This is a genomic window from Streptomyces prunicolor (assembly GCF_045162825.1).
Classification (GTDB): domain Bacteria; phylum Actinomycetota; class Actinomycetes; order Streptomycetales; family Streptomycetaceae; genus Streptomyces; species Streptomyces prunicolor.
In genome coordinates this window covers 4,343,876-4,359,380 of record NZ_CP108676.1, presented here as the reverse complement: position 1 = coordinate 4,359,380, position 15,505 = coordinate 4,343,876, and the positions used below count along the sequence as shown (strand labels likewise).

Genomic DNA, 15,505 nt, shown 5'->3' with positions numbered 1-15,505 from the left:
GCCATGGCCGACCTCCAGGACCAACTGCACGCGACGACCGAGGTCGGCGAGCTCGACGACTTGGTCCACGAGCCCTTCCCCGCCGGGGTCTTCCCGCCGGACACCGCGGAACCGTACGACCCCGTCTCCGACCCGGCCGCCGCCCCGCTGGAGCGCGCGCACGCCATCCTCGCCGCGCACCCGGTCGCGGACGGCTACAGCGGGCTGCCGTGGGCGCTGCGGCATCTGCCGTGGTTCGACCTGGAGCTGGGGGAGAGTTCGGTGGACACCGATGTGCCGCGGCTGCGGGAGGGGCATGTCGGCGCGTTGTTCTGGTCGCTGCACCTGCCCGAGGGCCTCGACGGGGACCGGGCGGTGGGCGCCACCCTGGAGCAGCTGGATCTGGTCAACACGGTGGTCCGCGCCCACCCCGAGGGCCTGCGCCTGGCGTACACCGCCGGCGAGACCACCGACGTGCGCCACTGCGGCCGTATCGCCGTGCTGCTGGGCCCCGCCGGAGCCGCCGCGCTCGGCGACTCCCTGGGCATCCTGCGCTCCCTGCACGCGCTGGGTCTACGGGTCCTCACGCTGGCCGGGGTGTCCTGGGCGAGCGAGGCCGGGCTGACCCGGTTCGGCGAGGAGGTCGTGCGCGAGATGAACCGCCTCGGGGTGCTCGCCGACCTCTCCGGCGCCTCCGACGGCACGATCCGCCGCGCGCTGGCGGTCTCGAAGGCACCGGTGCTGTTCACCCGCTCCGCCGCCCGCACGCTGCGTCCGCACCCGGCGAACCTCTCCGACGAACTCCTCGCCGCGGTCGGCGCCGCCAAGGGCCTGTGCATGGTGCCGCTCACCGCCGAGCAGACCGGGCCCTCCGTCCGGGACGTCGCCGACCACCTCGACCACGTCCACGAGGTCGCGGGCCGCGAGTGCGTCGCCCTGTCCGGCACCTACGACGCCGGCACCGCCCACCCGCAGGACCTCGCCGACGCCTCCTGCTACCCGAACCTCATCGCCGAGCTCCTCCACCGCGGCTGGTCCGAGCCCGACCTCGCCCTGCTCAGCTGGGGCAACGTCCAACGCGCCCTGCGCAGCGCCGACTTCACGGCCCGCGCCGCGCAGCAGCGCCGCGAGCCGTCGACGGCGAAGATCGCCGAGCTGGACGGGTAACGAACGCGGGTGTGCTTACGGGTGGTCGATCCGGCAGAGGCAGAAGGGATGCCCTGCCGGATCGGCGTACACCCGGAAGTTCTCCTTGTCCTCCTGGTGCAACGGCCGCGCGCCGAGCGCCAACGCCTTCGCCTCCGCGACCTCCAGCTCCTCCCAGGTCGCCCCGGAGTCGAAGTCGAGATGGAGCTGCTGCGGCCGGTCCGCGCGCGGCCACTGGGGCGGGACGTACTCCGTCACCCGTTGGAAGGCGAGCCGCGGCCCGTCCGGGATGTCGAGGACGACCCACTCGTCATGGGCGACGTGGGGTGTGCCGCCGAGAATCCCGGCGTAGAACTCGGCGAGTGCGAGCGGGTCGGGGCAGTCGAGCACGGTGGAGCGGAAACGTGCGACGGCGGACATGGTGAGCTCCCTGATGTCGGCGGTGTCGGCGGTATGGGCGGTCTCAGCAGGCGCAGAGGCAGAACGGGTGCCCCGCCGGGTCGGCGTACACACGCCAGGCGCGTGAGCGGTCCTCGGTGTCCAGCGGCGTCGCGCCCAGCGCCAGGACGTCTTTCTCGGCCGCGTCCAGGTCCGTGACGGTCAGGTCCAGGTGGAACTGCTGGGAGTCGCCGGACGCGGGCCACTTCGGCGGTACGTGTCCGGGGGCTGCCTGGAACGCCAGTGTCCGCCCGCCCGGCAGCTTCAGGTCCACCCAGTCGCCGCCGTCCTCGTCCTCGACGGTGCCGCCCAGGATTCCGGCGTAGAAGGCGGCGAGCGCGCGCGGGTCGGGACAGTCCAGGACGACGGTACCCAGCTCGGCGATGGCCATGACGGACTCCTTCGGGTTACCTGCAGATGTTGTTATGGGGTAACGGTTACTGCATGCTCCCGCATTGGAGGTAACGTCGCAAGCATGAGTGAGAGAGTTCCCGCCCCCGGCGACCTCGCCCTGATCGAGGCCCTGGTCAACACGCTGGACATCGAGGCGGGCGCCGACGAACTCGACACGGAGGATGGCCGCGCACGCTTCGGACTCGCGGAGGGGGAGGCGGAGTCGGCGCGCGAACTACGCGAATCGCTGCGGGTGGCCCTGCTCGCCCATGCGGGTCATCCCGCGCACCGCGAGACCACCCCGCTCGGCGAACTCCTCGCGCGGGCCCCGCTGTTGGTGGCCGTCGACGCGCACGACGGCTCCGCACGCATCGAGCCCGCGGACAGCGACCTCCTGCTCTCCCGCATCGCGGCAGCCATCGCCCGGTCCCTCGCCGAGGGCACCTGGCCCCGCCTCAAAGCCTGCGAAGCCCCCACCTGCCACTGGGCGTACTACGACCGCAGCCCGGCGGGCAAGGGCCGCTGGTGCTCGATGGCGGTGTGCGGGGCGCGCGCGAAGATGCGCAGGTATCGGTCCAAGTAGCCCTCGCAGAAGGCGACTTGGGCGGTCATCGCGCCCAGCACAGCCCAGTGGTGCAGAATGCAGCCAGACGCCGGTCCGGCCGACTGAGCCTCGGCCGGACCGGCGTCGTCCGTCCAGCCGTGCGTTGTGCCGTGGGACGGCCCATCGCCCCGACCGTGCGTTGTGCCGTGGGACGGCCCATCGCCCCGACCGTGCGTTGTGCCGTGGGACGGCCCATCGCCCCGACCGTGCGTTGTGCCGTGGGACGGCCCATCGCCCCGACCGTGCGTTGTGCCGTGGGACGGCCCATCGCCCCGACCGTGCGTTGTGCCGTGGGACGGCCCACCGCCCCGACCGTGCGTTACGCCGTGGGACGCCCCATCGCCCGGAACGTCCAGCCCGCCTTCCGCCACAGCGCCGGGTCCAGCGCGTTGCGGCCGTCCAGGACCACCCGGGCGCGTACGGCCTCGCCGAGTGTCGCCGGGTCCAGCTCGCGGAACTCCCGCCACTCCGTCAGGTGCAGGACGACATCGGCGCCCCGTACGGCCTCGACGGCGGTGTCGGCGTACCCGAGCGTCGGGAACAGCCGTAGCGCGTTGGGCATGCCCTTCGGGTCGTACACGGTGACCTGGCCGCCCTGGAGGTGGATCTGGCCGGCGACGTTCAGTGCGGGGGAGTCGCGGACGTCGTCCGAGTCCGGCTTGAAGGTCGCGCCGAGGACGGCGACCCGCTTGCCCAGGAAGGAGCCGCCGCCGAGCGCCTCGCGGGTCATCTCGACCATCTGGCCGCGCCGCCGCATGTTGATGGAGTCGATCTCGCGGAGGAAGGTGAGAGCCTGGTCGGCGCCCAGTTCACCGGCCCGCGCCATGAACGCCCGGATGTCCTTCGGGAGGCAGCCGCCACCGAAGCCGATCCCGGCCCGCAGGAACTTCTTGCCGATCCGCTCGTCGTGCCCGATCGCCTCGGCCAGCTTCACCACATCGCCGTCCGCGGCCTCACAGACCTCGGCCATCGCGTTGATGAAGGAGATCTTCGTGGCGAGGAAGGAGTTCGCGGCCGTCTTCACCAGCTCGGCGGTCGGGAAGTCGGTCACGACGAACGGCGATCCGGCCGCGACCGGGGTGGCGTACACCTCGCGCAGCAACTTCTTGGCCCGCTCGCTGCGGACGCCGACGACGATCCGGTCCGGGTGCAGCGTGTCCTGGACGGCGAAGCCCTCGCGCAGGAACTCCGGGTTCCAGGCCAGCTCGGCGTCCGCGCCGGCGGGCGCGTGCGCGGCGAGATAGGCGGCCAGCCGGTCCGCCGAGCCCACCGGCACGGTGGACTTGCCGACGACGAGCGCGGGGCGCGTGAGGTGCGGGGCGAGCAGCTCGAAGGCCCGGTCGACGTACGACATGTCGCAGGCGTACTCCCCGTGCTTCTGCGGGGTGTTGGTGCACATGAAGTGGACGTCGCCGAACTCCGCGACCTCGGCCCAGTCCATGGTGAAGCGCAGCCGCCCGGTGGAGCCCTCGATCCCGGCGACGTGCTTGCGCAACAGCTCCTCGAGCCCCGGCTCGTACATCGGGACCTCACCCCGTTGGAGCATCTCGATCTTCTCGGGAACGACGTCCAGACCCAACACCTCGTAGCCCAGCTCGGCCATGGCCGCGGCGTGCGTGGCGCCCAGGTAGCCGGTGCCGATCACGGTGATCTTGAGGGCCATGAATGCTCCAGAAGGGGTACGGGGGCGATGCGCGCCCGAGCATAGTCGGAGGTCCTGACGGGCACCTTTCCCCCTGTCGCCAAGCTCACGTATCCCTCCCGTGGGCGGGCCCCTAAAATTTGGGTTACTTAACAGTAATTAGCACCGTCATCGTAATGAGCACCGTCATCACAGTGTCCTTGGAGCGTGAGAGACCTTGGCCGGATCGGCTGACTTCGACCTGTACCGCCCGTCAGAGGAGCACGACATGCTCCGCGACGCGATCCGTTCACTGGCCGAGGCGAAGATCGCGCCGTACGCCGCCGTGGTGGACGAGGAGTCCCGCTTCCCGCAGGAGGCCCTCGACGCCCTGGTGGCGAACGACCTGCACGCCGTCCACGTCCCCGAGGAGTACGGCGGCACCGGCGCGGACGCGCTGGCCACGGTGATCGTGATCGAGGAGGTGGCCCGCGTCTGCGCGTCCTCCTCCCTCATCCCCGCGGTGAACAAGCTGGGCTCGCTCCCGGTGATCCTCTCGGGCTCCGAGGACCTGAAGAAGCGGTACATGACCCCGCTCGCCAAGGGCGACGCGATGTTCTCGTACGCCCTCTCCGAGCCGGACGCCGGCTCGGACGCGGCCGGCATGAAGACGAAGGCGGTCCGCGACGGCGACCACTACATCCTCAACGGCGTGAAGCGCTGGATCACGAACGCGGGCGTCTCCGAGTACTACACGGTGATGGCCGTGACCGACCCCGAGAAGCGCAGCAAGGGCATCAGCGCGTTCGTCGTCGAGAAGTCCGACGAGGGCGTCTCCTTCGGCGCCCCGGAGAAGAAGCTCGGCATCAAGGGCTCCCCGACCCGCGAGGTCTACCTCGACAACGTCCGCATCCCCGCCGACCGCATGATCGGTGCCGAGGGGACCGGCTTCGCCACCGCGATGAAGACCCTGGACCACACCCGCATCACCATCGCGGCCCAGGCCCTCGGCATCGCCCAGGGCGCCCTCGACTACGCCAAGGGCTACGTCAAGGAACGCAAGCAGTTCGGCAAGCCGATCGCCGACTTCCAGGGCATCCAGTTCATGCTCGCCGACATGGCCATGAAGATCGAGGCCGCCCGAGCCCTCACCTACCAGGCCGCGGCGGCGTCGGAGCGAGGCGACAAGAACCTCACCTTCCAGGGCGCGGCGGCCAAGTGCTTCGCGTCGGATGTGGCGATGGAGGTCACGGTCGACGCGGTCCAGCTCCTCGGCGGGTACGGCTACACCCGCGACTACCCGGTCGAGCGCATGATGCGCGACGCCAAGATCACCCAGATCTACGAGGGCACGAACCAGGTCCAGCGCATCGTCATGGCGCGCAACCTGCCGTAGCGGCAAGCGAGTTGACGTGCGGAAGGGGGCCCTTGTCCAAGGGCCCCCTTCCTCACGTCAACGGTCGCGTCAGTTGCCCGAGACCGTGACCTTCTGGTCGTTGTTCAGCTCGTTCACCAGCGTCTTGACCTTCGCCTTGTCCCAGAGGAGGTTGCCGCCGGTGGAGCCGGAGATCGGCATGTTCATGGAGGTGCCGTCGCCGCCGCTGACGCCCTTCATCGCCCAGAACATGGAGGCCAGGTCCCAGAGCGACATGTCCTTGTCGACGCTCAGTGAGTCCAGGCCCGCGCCGAGCGTCGGGTAGAGCTTGAAGGGGTTCAGCAGGGTGCCCGGGGTCGCCACCTGGTGGGCCAGGGCCGACAGGAACTTCTGCTGGTTCTTCGTGCGCTGGAGGTCCGAGGCGGCGAACGCGTGCCGGGTACGGACGAAGGCCAGCGCCTCCTCGCCGTTCAGCGTCTGCTTGCCCGCCTTGAAGTCGGCGCCCGAGTACGAGTCCTTGAAGCCCTTGTCGATGTCGATGGTGACACCGCCGACCGCGTCCACGATGTCCGCGAAGCCGTTGAAGCCGATCTCGACGTAGTGGTCGATGTGCAGGCCCATGTTGTACTCGATCGTCCGGACCAGCAGCGTCGGCCCGTCCTCCGCGTACGCCGCGTTGAGCTTCTCCTGCCGGCCCGTGTTCTGGTACGTCTTGCCGGAGGTGGAGCCCACGTACGACGGGATCGTGACGTTCGAGTCACGCGGCAGCGAGATCAGGGTGTCGCCGCTGTCGCCCACGTGCAGGATCATCATCGAGTCCGTGCGCTTGCCCGCGGCGGAACCGGTGTGCAGCTTCTTCTTCTCGGCGGCGGACAGCCCCTCGCGGCTGTCGGACCCGACGATCAGGTAGTTCGTGCCGTCGCCCGCCTCCGGCCGGTCGATCACCTTCGACAGGTCGACGTCGCGGTTCAGCTTGGAGTCGGCCCAGAAGTAGGTCGCCACGGAGGTCACGACCAGCACGGTGACCAGGGTGATCGCCGTCCACTTGATACGACGGCGCCAGTTCGGGGGACGGCGCGGACCACGCCCGCCGTCCGGCCCCTGCGGTCCGCCCGACCCGCCACCGCCGTAGACCTGGCCGGTGTTGTAGCCGTCGTACCCGTTGTTGTCGTAGCCGCCCTGGCCGTAGCCGTTCTGGCCCTCGTCATAGCCCTGGCCGTCCGTGTACGACGGCTGCGGCGGGACTCCGGCGCCGTACGGCGGGGCCTGCGGGCCGCGTCGTACCTGGCGCATCACACGTGCGCTCTCCGGCTGTGCGTTCGCGCTACCGCGTCCGTACTCGTTGCCGCGGTTGCCGCCGGACCATCCCTCGGGCCAATCGTTCATGGGGCCCAGTGTGCAGGTAGCGGCCATGTCCTTTACAAGGGTCGTAGGAAAATCAGGGCACTGCTGTTGCGAAGCCAACACAAAGTCCGCAGATGTCCACCCCGGCATAGGGTGGCGTCCATGACAGACCTGCCGGGCAAGCCGACGTCCGCCTCCCGGACCACCCTCAGCCACATCATGACGAATGCCGACACGAACCTGCTCGGCACGGTGCACGGCGGGGTCATCATGAAGCTGGTCGACGACGCGGCGGGCGCCGTCGCCGGGCGGCACAGCGGTGGACCGGCCGTCACCGCGTCGATGGACGAGATGGCGTTCCTGGAACCGGTCCGGGTCGGCGACCTCGTCCATGTGAAGGCCCAGGTCAACTGGACCGGGCGGACCTCCATGGAGGTCGGCGTGCGGGTCCTGGCCGAGCGCTGGAACGAGTCGACCCCGGCCACCCAGGTCGGCTCCGCGTATCTCGTCTTCGCCGCCGTCGACGCCGACGGCAAGCCCCGCGCGGTGCCCCCGGTGATCCCGGAGACCGAGCGCGACGAGCGCCGCTACCAAGAGGCCCAGATCCGCCGCACGCACCGGCTGTCCCGCCGCCGCGCCATCATGGAACTGCGCGAGAAGCGGGCGGCGGAGGGTCTCGACGAGTGAGGCGGAGGTGAGGGGAGGGGGGACCTACCCTCCTGGGAAAAGTGTTACAGAAATCGCCAAAGTGTCACACTTTTCAGGAACACCCCACCTCGTCCCCGGTCACCACCCCGAACTCGCCCTGCTGCACATCCGTCGCCCGCACCCGCGTGACCTGCTTGAAGTCACTCCCGGCGATCACCTTCAGCACCGGCCCCTGCCCCTTCACCGCCCGCAGCTCGCTCCCGGGCAGCGCCGCGGCGAGGGACTTCGCGGAACGGTCCCAGCGGGGGTCGTAGGCCACGACCGTCCGTCGTACGGCGTGGTCGGCCGCGCTCGTCGGCTGGTGCGTCGTACGGAAGCCGGTCGCCGCCAGCGCCGCGTCGACGCGCTTGCCCAGCCCGCCCGTCGCCGTCCCGTTCTCCACCTGGACCTGAATCTGCTGCGGGGCCACGTCCACCTTCACGGCGTTGGCGCGCGCCGCCTTGTGCACGGTCAGGGGCTTGTCGTCGCGCAGGGCCTGGAAGAGCTTCGCCGCCTTCGCCTGGTCCCATTTCAACGTGGAACCGATGCCCTTCACCACGTACCCCATCTGCCCGATCGGCACGGTGGTGAACTCGGAGGAGGACGGGGAGAAGTCGCGCATCGCCCGCCCGAGGTCGAGGAGTTCGTCGGTGCCGAAGCCCTTGTCCGCGCGGACCGAGCCGAGCACGGCGCGGGTCACGTCACGGAACTTCAGCGGGTTCAGCAGCACCCCGGAGGAGGTGGCCTGGTCGATCAGCGCCGCCAGGAAACGCTGCTGACGCTTCATCCGGCCGAGGTCGGAGGCGCCGTCGACGTGCCGCGAGCGGACGTACTGGAGGGCCTGCCCGCCCATCAGGGTGTGGCTGCCGGCGGGGAGATCAAGACCCGTGTACGAGTCCTTCAAGGGTTCGGCGGTGCAGATCTTCACGCCACCGAGCACGTCGACCGTCCTCATGAAGCTGGTGAAGTCGACCTCCAGGTAGTGGTCGATCTTCACGTGGGTCATGGACTCGACGGTCCGCACGGTGAGGTTGGGGCCGCCCTCCGCGTACGCCGCGTTGAGCTTGATGGGGTGCGGGCCGTGGTGCTCGCCGGTGGTCTGGTCGACGTGCGGGGGCGTCTCGGCGTAGGAGTCGCGCGGGAGGCTGACCACGCTGGCGCGCTCCCGGTCCTCCGAGATGTGCACGATCATGATCGTGTCGGTGCAGTGGCAGGGCGCTCCGCCGAGGTGGTACTGGCGCCGCTCCTGCTCGGTGATCTTGTCGCGGCCGTCGGTGCCGACGAGCAGGACGTTCATGCCGTGGCCCGCGCGCGGGCGGTTCTTCATGTCCTTGAAGGGGTCGACGCGGGCGATGTCGGCGTCGAGGCTGGTGACCACCGCGTGCCCGATCCCGGCGGACGCGAGCACCACCACGGACAGCGTGGTCGCCGCCCGCATGGCCCAGCGCGGCTTCTTCTTCGGTCGTACGGGGGGCCGTGGACGCCGCTGAGGGGGACGGGCGGCGGGGGAGCGGCGGGGCGGCGTGGGCATGGGGGACACCTCCGCGAGGGCCGTACGTGGGATCTTGAGCACCGTAGGCCGATACGATCTGATACGACGGCAGACGCCCGGGCGGGGCGCGTCCGTGTCCCCCGTTCGCGGTAACGTGAGCCCCCTATGAACGCCAAGCCCGACGTGCGACTCCCCGCCGTTTCTGTGATCATGCCCGTCCTCGACGAGGAGCGGCATCTGCGCGGAGCCGTCCAAGCGATCCTCGCGCAGGAGTACGACGGCGAGATGGAGGTCGTGATCGCCATCGGTCCCTCGAAGGACCGTACGGACGAGATCGCGGCCCAGCTCGTAGCGGAAACTGCATCTTCTGAAAACAAGCGCGTCCACACCGTCCCGAACCCCACCGGCCGTACGCCTGCCGCCCTCAACGCCGCGATCAAGGCCTCCCGCCATCCGATCGTCGTCCGCGTCGACGGCCACGGCATCCTCTCGCCGAACTACATCGCCACCGCCGTACGCCTCCTGGAGGAGACCGGCGCGCAGAACGTCGGCGGCATCATGCACGCCGAGGGCGAGAACGCCTGGGAGGACGCGGTCGCCGCCGCGATGACCTCGAAGATCGGCGTGGGCAACGCGGCCTTCCACACCGGAGGGGAAGCGGGCTCCGCCGAGACGGTCTACCTCGGGGTGTTCCGCCGCGAGGCACTGGAGCAACAGGGCGGCTACAACGAGGAGTTCATCCGCGCCCAGGACTGGGAGCTGAACTTCCGGATCAGGGAGGCGGGCGGCCTCATCTGGTTCTCGCCGGAGCTGCGGGTGTCGTACCGCCCGAGGCCGAGCGTGAAGGCCCTGGCCAAGCAGTACAAGGACTACGGCCGCTGGCGCCACGTCGTCGCCCGCTACCACGAGGGCTCCATCAACCTCCGCTACCTCGCCCCGCCGACGGCGGTCTGCGCGATCGCGGCCGGCATCGTGGTCGGCGCGGCCCTGACGCCCTGGGGCTTCCTGATCCCGGCCGGCTACCTCGCCGCGATCGCCCTCGGCTCGCTCCCGGCGGGCAAGGGCCTCTCCCTGAAGGCCCGCCTCCAGATCCCGGTAGCCCTCGCCACCATGCACATGTCCTGGGGCTACGGCTTCCTCACCAGCCCCAAGTCCCTTGCGCGCAGGGTGATCGCGTCCAGGCGGCCCGCGGTACTCAGCTCGACGAGCAGCTGAAGTACCGCAGGGCGGCAGGCCCGTGAACCGCTCAGCGCTCCTGCGCCCTCCGCCGCATCCGCGACCTGACGCGGGCGACCGTCGAGACCACGGCGACGAACATCACCGTGTCCTCGGCGAGCGTCTCCAGGGCGCCCGCGACGGAGTGGCCGAAGGCGACGGCCGTCGCGAAGTGCGCGATCGCGACGGCGAGCAGCGCGAGGGCGAACCGGATCTCCCCGGCCCGCCCCGGCAACAACGGTCCGCTCACCAGACGTAGTTCGGGTCGACGTGCATGCAGGCCGTGGTGTCCGAGCCGTTGAGGGCGTCCGCCGACGTCGGTGTCGTGTCGTCCTCGGCCGGGGCCTTGTACTTCGTGCCGGTGCTCCAGTCCGCGCCGACGACCAGGGTGACCCCGGAGACGCTCGTGGACTTCTTCACCGCGCTCGTCGGGATACCGAGCGCCTTGGCGACCCGCTGGGCGTCGCCCTCCAGATCGGCGCTCGGGTAGCGGACGATCGTGGTGGCCTGGCTGGGGGTCGTCGAGGAGTCGGCCACCGCCTCCTTGAAGCCCTTGCCGACGAGGAGTTGGGCCACCGCGGTCGCCCGCCCGCGTACCGCACTCGTCGTGTCGGTGCGGGTGCCGTTCTCCACCTGTACGGCGATCTCGTCGTCGGCGGCGGCCGGATCGGTGGACGCCTTCACCGCCGTGGCCGTCTTCTTCTTGTCCTTGCCGTCCAGCGCGATGTCCTCGCGGACCAGCCGGAACAGCTGGTCGGCGTCGGTCGTCCTGGGCACCACCCGACCGCTGCTGCCCGAGTACTCCCACGGCATCGTCGTCATGGTGATCCGGGCGGTCGGAACCTTCTTCAGTTCCTTGCTCAGGTCGTACAGCTTGGCGACGGTCCCGAGGCCGTTGTCGACCGTGAGCGCCTTCGTGGCCGTCTCGGCGAGGCTGCGCAGCTTGGTCGGATTGCTCAGCGTGGCGTTCTCCCGCAGCTGGCGGACCATCGAGTTCATGTACTGGTGCTGCGCCTTGGTCCGGGCGATGTCGGTGTCGTCCTCGAAGCCGTAGCGCGTACGCAGCCACTGCAGGGCCTGCGTGCCCTTCACGGCCGTGGTGCCCTTCTTCAGCTTCAGGCCGGAGCCCTTGCCGGAGGAGGTGTGCGAGTAGATGTTGGCGTCCACGCAGACCGGCACCCCGCCGATCGCGTCCGCCATCGACACCACACCCGCGAAGTCGACCATCATGAAGTGGTCGATGTGGATGTCGGTGAGCTTCTCCCAGGTCGCCACCGTGCAGCCGGGGCCGCCGCGGCCCAGCGAGTCGTTCGTGATGACGTCCGTCTCGGCCGCGTACTTCTTCTCCGTGTCCGGGTCCGTGCACTTGGGGATGTCCGTCAGGGTGTCGCGCGGCATGCTCACGACCGACATGTTCGAGCGGTCCGCCGAGACGTGCAGCAGCATCTGGACGTCGGCGCGGGGCGCGCTGCCGAAGGTGTCCTTCGCGCCGCCCAGCTTCTGGTTCTCCGCGGAGTCCCGCGCGTCCGAACCGATCAGCAGGATGTTCAACGGCTTCTGCCCGGCCGCGTTGGCCTTGGACTCGGCCGCCCGGTCCTTCTCGTCCCCGATGTTCAGGGGGTCTTTCTTTATGTTGTGGTTGAGGTGCTGGTAGTACAAATATCCGGCGCCGGCCGTCCCGGTTATGACCACCGCGAGGACGATCGCCGACCAGCGCAACGCCCGGCGTCTACGGCCCTTGCGTCTGCCGTCGTCGCCGTCCCCGCCCCCGTCCGACGGTCTCTTCCCGTCCACCGGCGTGAGGGACATCGTGTCCTCAACCGCCGGCACCTCCCCACGCACGCTGCTCCGAGTCAAGTCCCCACCCCTCCACGACGCGCCCTGACGCACGGGTCCGCCCCGCGCCCTGTTAGACGCGGAACGGACCCGTGTGGTCACTTACTTGGCGCACTCAACCTTGTCCGCCGTGGACTTCTGGACCCCCTCCGGCGTCGACCCCGCGGTCGAGGTGAGCGGGACGCCGGCTCCCTTGAAGTCCTTGCCCAGGGTCAGCGTCATCGCCGGCAGCCCCTGGGAGTTCTGCACACTCTTTCCCGGCTTCATCGCGGATCCCGAGAGACCCATGATGTCGGCGAGCCGTCGAGCCTGGTCCGCCTGGTCGGGTGCGTACTCGAGGGTCGTCTTCGCGAGCGCCGCCGGAGCGTTGCCCGCGTTCTCGGACTTGAGCACGCCCTCATCATTCTGCAGCCACGTAAGAGTTTCCTGTGCGCTGCCGGCGACGGCCCCTCCGTTGAGGATCCGCACCCGCACCGCGGAGGCGGCGGACTTGGTGCCCTTCAGCCGGGCGGCCACGGCGGCCTTCTCCTTCGCGGCCTCCTGCTTGACCGCGGTGAAGGAGGTGTCGCTCTTGATCAGCGAGAAGACCTGCGGGGCGGTCGTGTTGTTGAGGACGACCGTCACCGGGGTCTTCTCCGCCGGGTTGTCGACGACCGGCACGGTGGTGAAGGTCAGGTTCTTCGGGTTGAGCTTGCCCAGCTCAAGGCCGAGGTCCTTCAGCTTGCCGATGGTGTCGAGGTTCTCGTCGACGGTCAGCGCCTTGGTGCCGGCCTCGGCCAGCTTCACCATCTTTGAGGGGCTGGTGAGCGTGGAGTTGGACTTCAGCTTCCGCATCAGCGCGCTCAGGAACTGCTGCTGCAGCGTGATCCGGCTCAGGTCACCGCCGAAGCCGACCGAGTGCCGGGTCCGCACGAAGGCCAGCGCCTGCTCGCCCGAGAGATTGTGCGTGCCCTTGGACAGCTTCAGATGCGAGTCGGCGTCGTCGATGTTCTTGGCCAGACAGACCTCGACCCCGCCGACCGCGTCGGTCAGCGTCTTCACGGCGTTGAAGTCGGCCACCATGAAGTCGTCGGCCTGGATCCCGGTCAGTTCGGTGACCGTCCGCACGGTGCAGCTCGCCGTACGGCCGTCCTGGCCGAGGCTGGTGTTGAAGCGGACGCTCGTCGTGCCCGGGATGATCTTGGTCGTGCCGTCCGACTGGGTCGTCTGGCAGTCCGGGACGTCGGTGATCAGGTCACGGGGGATGCTGAGCGCGGTCGCGTTCGAGCGGTCCTTGGACACGTGCAGCAGGATCGTGGTGTCCGCGTGGCCGACGCTGCCGGCGTCGCCGTAGCCCTCGTTGCCCGAGCCCGTGCGCTTGTCGGTGCCGATCACCAGCAGGTTGATGGCCTTGCCCTTGCTGAAGCCACCGGTGCTCGCGCCGTCGTCGGAGGCGGTCGTGATGTTGTCGTTGAGGTGCTTGATGTAGAGGTAGCCGGCCGCGGAGACGGCGACCAGCACGAAGGCCAGCCCGCCGCCGGTCCACATCAGGACCTTCTTGCCCTTGGCCTTCTTCTTCACCGGCCGGCGCCCGCGCCGCCCGGGTGGCTCCTCGGGCGCGCCCCGCCGTCTGCGCGGCGGCGGCACCTCACGCCCCGGACTCTTCGGGACCGTCTCCCGCTCCGGCGCCGCCACACTGCGGTTCTGCGCAGTGGCTCTACGGGGCCCCGGCACCGCTGACTGCGGTGTGGAAGGAGTCAGTCGCAGTTCGTATTCACCAGTGTTCGGATTGAGTACCCACTGGTCTGCGGGGTCGATGTTGTCCGCCCGCCCACGGCCTTGCGCGTCCACGGTTTACCGAATCCTCCGTCGGGGCCACGCGGCGCCTTCCCCCTCCAGGCGCTCGGGTCTCGTTCATCCAGTGCGGCAAGCACACCGGATCGCTCACACTATCCGTCCAGTTGAGCGGCAAGTGACTGCGGTGACAAATTCCACGTCCCTACAACCGGTCAATCCGCCCTATTTTTCGGAACAAAAGTTCGTCGACTTGGTGAGCGCTTTACCCACAGGTGTCCTCGGCGGCGGTGTTCCCGCGAAACGTGGGCGCGGGCGTGGCCTCCGAACCCGGCGCCGTATTAAGGGCATTTGTGGCCGAATCTCGCGGTACTTCCTTCGTCACCGCCACGGTCGCGTCCGCCCGCAGCCGGGCGAACAGCTTTTCGGCCTCGGGCTCCACGAGCTGGTCGCGATTCGCGTTGTAAATGTACGACTCCCGCGGAACGGTGAGGAATTGCACATGTTCGGTGGGGATGTTCCGTAGCCCGCGCACCAGTTCGTACAAACCGCGCAGATTCGCCAATTCCGGATCGGTGGTCAGCGACGAGGTGGCCGCGTCCAGCACCGGATACAACTTCACCGGATTGAACAGCACGTCGTCGCTCTGCACCTTGTTGACGAGCGCTCCCAGGAACCCCTGCTGACGGTCCATCCGATCGGTGTCACTACCGTCCCCGAGCGACTTCCGGGCCCGCACATACCCGAGCGCCTGCTCCCCGTCGAGGGTCACCTTGCCCGCGGGCAGCCTCAACTTGGCGGCCTTGTCACGGATAGGAGCCTTCAGGCAGACGTCCACCCCGTCCACGGCATCGACCATGTCCTTGAATCCATGAAAATCCACCACCATGTGATGGTCGATCCGCACATTCGTCAGCTTCTCCACGGTCCGGATCGTGCACCCCGAACCCCCCACCTGGAACGCGTAGTTGAACATCGCGAACATCGGCTCGGTGCGCGTCCCGTCCGGTCGCAGACACCCCGGCACGTCCACCATCAGGTCCCGCGGCAACGACACGGCGGTGGCGCTGCGCCGGTCGGCCGCCAGATGCAACAGGATCGTCGTGTCCGACCGCTCGGTCCCCGAGTCCCGCCCGTACTCCGCGTTCCCGTCCCCCGACCGCGAGTCGGACCCGATCAGCAGAATGTTCTGCGCCCCCTTCACGAGGGCGGTGGGCCGCTCCTTCTCGTACCGGGCGAGCTCGGCGGCGGCGGCGTTGTCGGGCGTGATGTTCGAGTCCAGCTTGGCGTAGACGGCCCACCCGACCCCGGCGGCCCCTACGACGACCACTCCCACCCCGGCCGCGACTCCCCGCACCCACCGCCGACGCCGCCGACGTATGAGCCCCGCCCCGGAAGCGGATGCCCCCGCACCCGGCCCGAGAACGCCTCCTACGGTGTCGTCGAACACGTGCGGTTCCACCCCTCATGGCCGTCGTAAGAGTGTGTGGTCCTGCGGTGGTTCTGCTCTTACGACCATGGCGTGGATGGGGCGGGGGAGGTGGGCGTTGCTGACCCATTCGGGTGACTAGTGCCTTTTGCTTTTAGGGGCGCGGGGAACGG

Annotated in this window: 14 protein-coding genes; 5 read left to right on the top strand and 9 right to left on the bottom strand. The window is 69.3% G+C overall.

Features of this window, described 5'->3' with window-relative positions; all coding sequences use genetic code 11:
- Positions 1 to 3: 3 nt before the first annotated feature.
- Positions 4 to 1,146, top strand: a complete 1,143-nt coding sequence (locus tag OG588_RS19600; protein WP_019063968.1) for a dipeptidase — start codon at positions 4 to 6, stop codon at positions 1,144 to 1,146.
- Between the two features lie 15 nt (positions 1,147 to 1,161).
- Here OG588_RS19600 and OG588_RS19595 read toward each other — a convergent pair whose 3' ends face one another.
- Together OG588_RS19595 and OG588_RS19590 are read right to left on the bottom strand one after the other, a co-directional pair.
- Positions 1,162 to 1,545: a VOC family protein gene (locus OG588_RS19595; protein ID WP_405948422.1), complete on the bottom strand. Its 384-nt coding sequence runs from the start codon at positions 1,543 to 1,545 to the stop codon at positions 1,162 to 1,164.
- Positions 1,546 to 1,588: 43 nt separating this feature from the next.
- The gene (locus tag OG588_RS19590) at positions 1,589 to 1,954 is read right to left on the bottom strand and encodes a VOC family protein (protein WP_405948421.1); all 366 of its coding nucleotides are present in this window, start codon (positions 1,952 to 1,954) and stop codon (positions 1,589 to 1,591) included.
- Between the two features lie 84 nt (positions 1,955 to 2,038).
- On the opposite strand from OG588_RS19590, the gene OG588_RS19585 reads away from it, so the two are divergent.
- A complete protein-coding gene (locus OG588_RS19585) occupies positions 2,039 to 2,539 on the top strand; it encodes a CGNR zinc finger domain-containing protein (protein WP_405948420.1) in 501 nt (166 codons plus the stop codon).
- Between the two features lie 340 nt (positions 2,540 to 2,879).
- Here the strand turns inward: OG588_RS19585 and OG588_RS19580 are convergent, their stop codons facing one another.
- Positions 2,880 to 4,223, bottom strand: coding sequence for a UDP-glucose dehydrogenase family protein (locus OG588_RS19580; protein ID WP_405948419.1), 1,344 nt, complete (start codon positions 4,221 to 4,223; stop codon positions 2,880 to 2,882).
- Positions 4,224 to 4,419: 196 nt separating this feature from the next.
- On the opposite strand from OG588_RS19580, the gene OG588_RS19575 reads away from it, so the two are divergent.
- Complete coding sequence (locus OG588_RS19575; RefSeq protein WP_405948418.1) at positions 4,420 to 5,577, top strand: acyl-CoA dehydrogenase; 1,158 nt, start codon at positions 4,420 to 4,422, stop codon at positions 5,575 to 5,577.
- A 69-nt stretch (positions 5,578 to 5,646) separates the two neighbouring features.
- On the opposite strand, the gene OG588_RS19570 is transcribed toward OG588_RS19575, so the two are convergent.
- Positions 5,647 to 6,942, bottom strand: a complete 1,296-nt coding sequence (locus OG588_RS19570; RefSeq protein ID WP_405948417.1) for an LCP family protein — start codon at positions 6,940 to 6,942, stop codon at positions 5,647 to 5,649.
- A 120-nt stretch (positions 6,943 to 7,062) separates the two neighbouring features.
- On the opposite strand from OG588_RS19570, the gene OG588_RS19565 reads away from it, so the two are divergent.
- Positions 7,063 to 7,587, top strand: a complete 525-nt coding sequence (locus OG588_RS19565; protein WP_019065074.1) for an acyl-CoA thioesterase — start codon at positions 7,063 to 7,065, stop codon at positions 7,585 to 7,587.
- A 73-nt stretch (positions 7,588 to 7,660) separates the two neighbouring features.
- Here the strand turns inward: OG588_RS19565 and OG588_RS19560 are convergent, their stop codons facing one another.
- Positions 7,661 to 9,118: an LCP family protein gene (locus tag OG588_RS19560; RefSeq protein WP_405948416.1), complete on the bottom strand. Its 1,458-nt coding sequence runs from the start codon at positions 9,116 to 9,118 to the stop codon at positions 7,661 to 7,663.
- Positions 9,119 to 9,244: 126 nt separating this feature from the next.
- Between OG588_RS19560 and OG588_RS19555 the strand changes: the two genes are divergently transcribed.
- Positions 9,245 to 10,294: a glycosyltransferase family 2 protein gene (locus OG588_RS19555; RefSeq protein WP_405948415.1), complete on the top strand. Its 1,050-nt coding sequence runs from the start codon at positions 9,245 to 9,247 to the stop codon at positions 10,292 to 10,294.
- Positions 10,295 to 10,325: 31 nt separating this feature from the next.
- Here the strand turns inward: OG588_RS19555 and OG588_RS19550 are convergent, their stop codons facing one another.
- The 4 genes from OG588_RS19550 to OG588_RS19535 all read right to left on the bottom strand — a co-directional run bounded on the left by OG588_RS19550 (position 10,326) and on the right by OG588_RS19535 (position 15,353).
- Positions 10,326 to 10,544 carry a hypothetical protein gene (locus OG588_RS19550; protein WP_405948414.1) on the bottom strand — a complete coding sequence of 73 codons (219 nt, stop codon included), beginning with the start codon at positions 10,542 to 10,544 and terminating at the stop codon, positions 10,326 to 10,328.
- Complete coding sequence (locus OG588_RS19545) at positions 10,541 to 12,103, bottom strand: LCP family protein (protein WP_405948413.1); 1,563 nt, start codon at positions 12,101 to 12,103, stop codon at positions 10,541 to 10,543. Before OG588_RS19545 ends, OG588_RS19550 begins: the two co-directional genes overlap by 4 nt.
- Positions 12,104 to 12,232: 129 nt before the next feature.
- The gene (locus OG588_RS19540) at positions 12,233 to 13,960 is read right to left on the bottom strand and encodes an LCP family protein (RefSeq protein WP_405948412.1); all 1,728 of its coding nucleotides are present in this window, start codon (positions 13,958 to 13,960) and stop codon (positions 12,233 to 12,235) included.
- A 208-nt stretch (positions 13,961 to 14,168) separates the two neighbouring features.
- A complete protein-coding gene (locus tag OG588_RS19535; protein ID WP_405948411.1) occupies positions 14,169 to 15,353 on the bottom strand; it encodes an LCP family protein in 1,185 nt (394 codons plus the stop codon).
- Positions 15,354 to 15,505 lie beyond the last annotated feature (152 nt).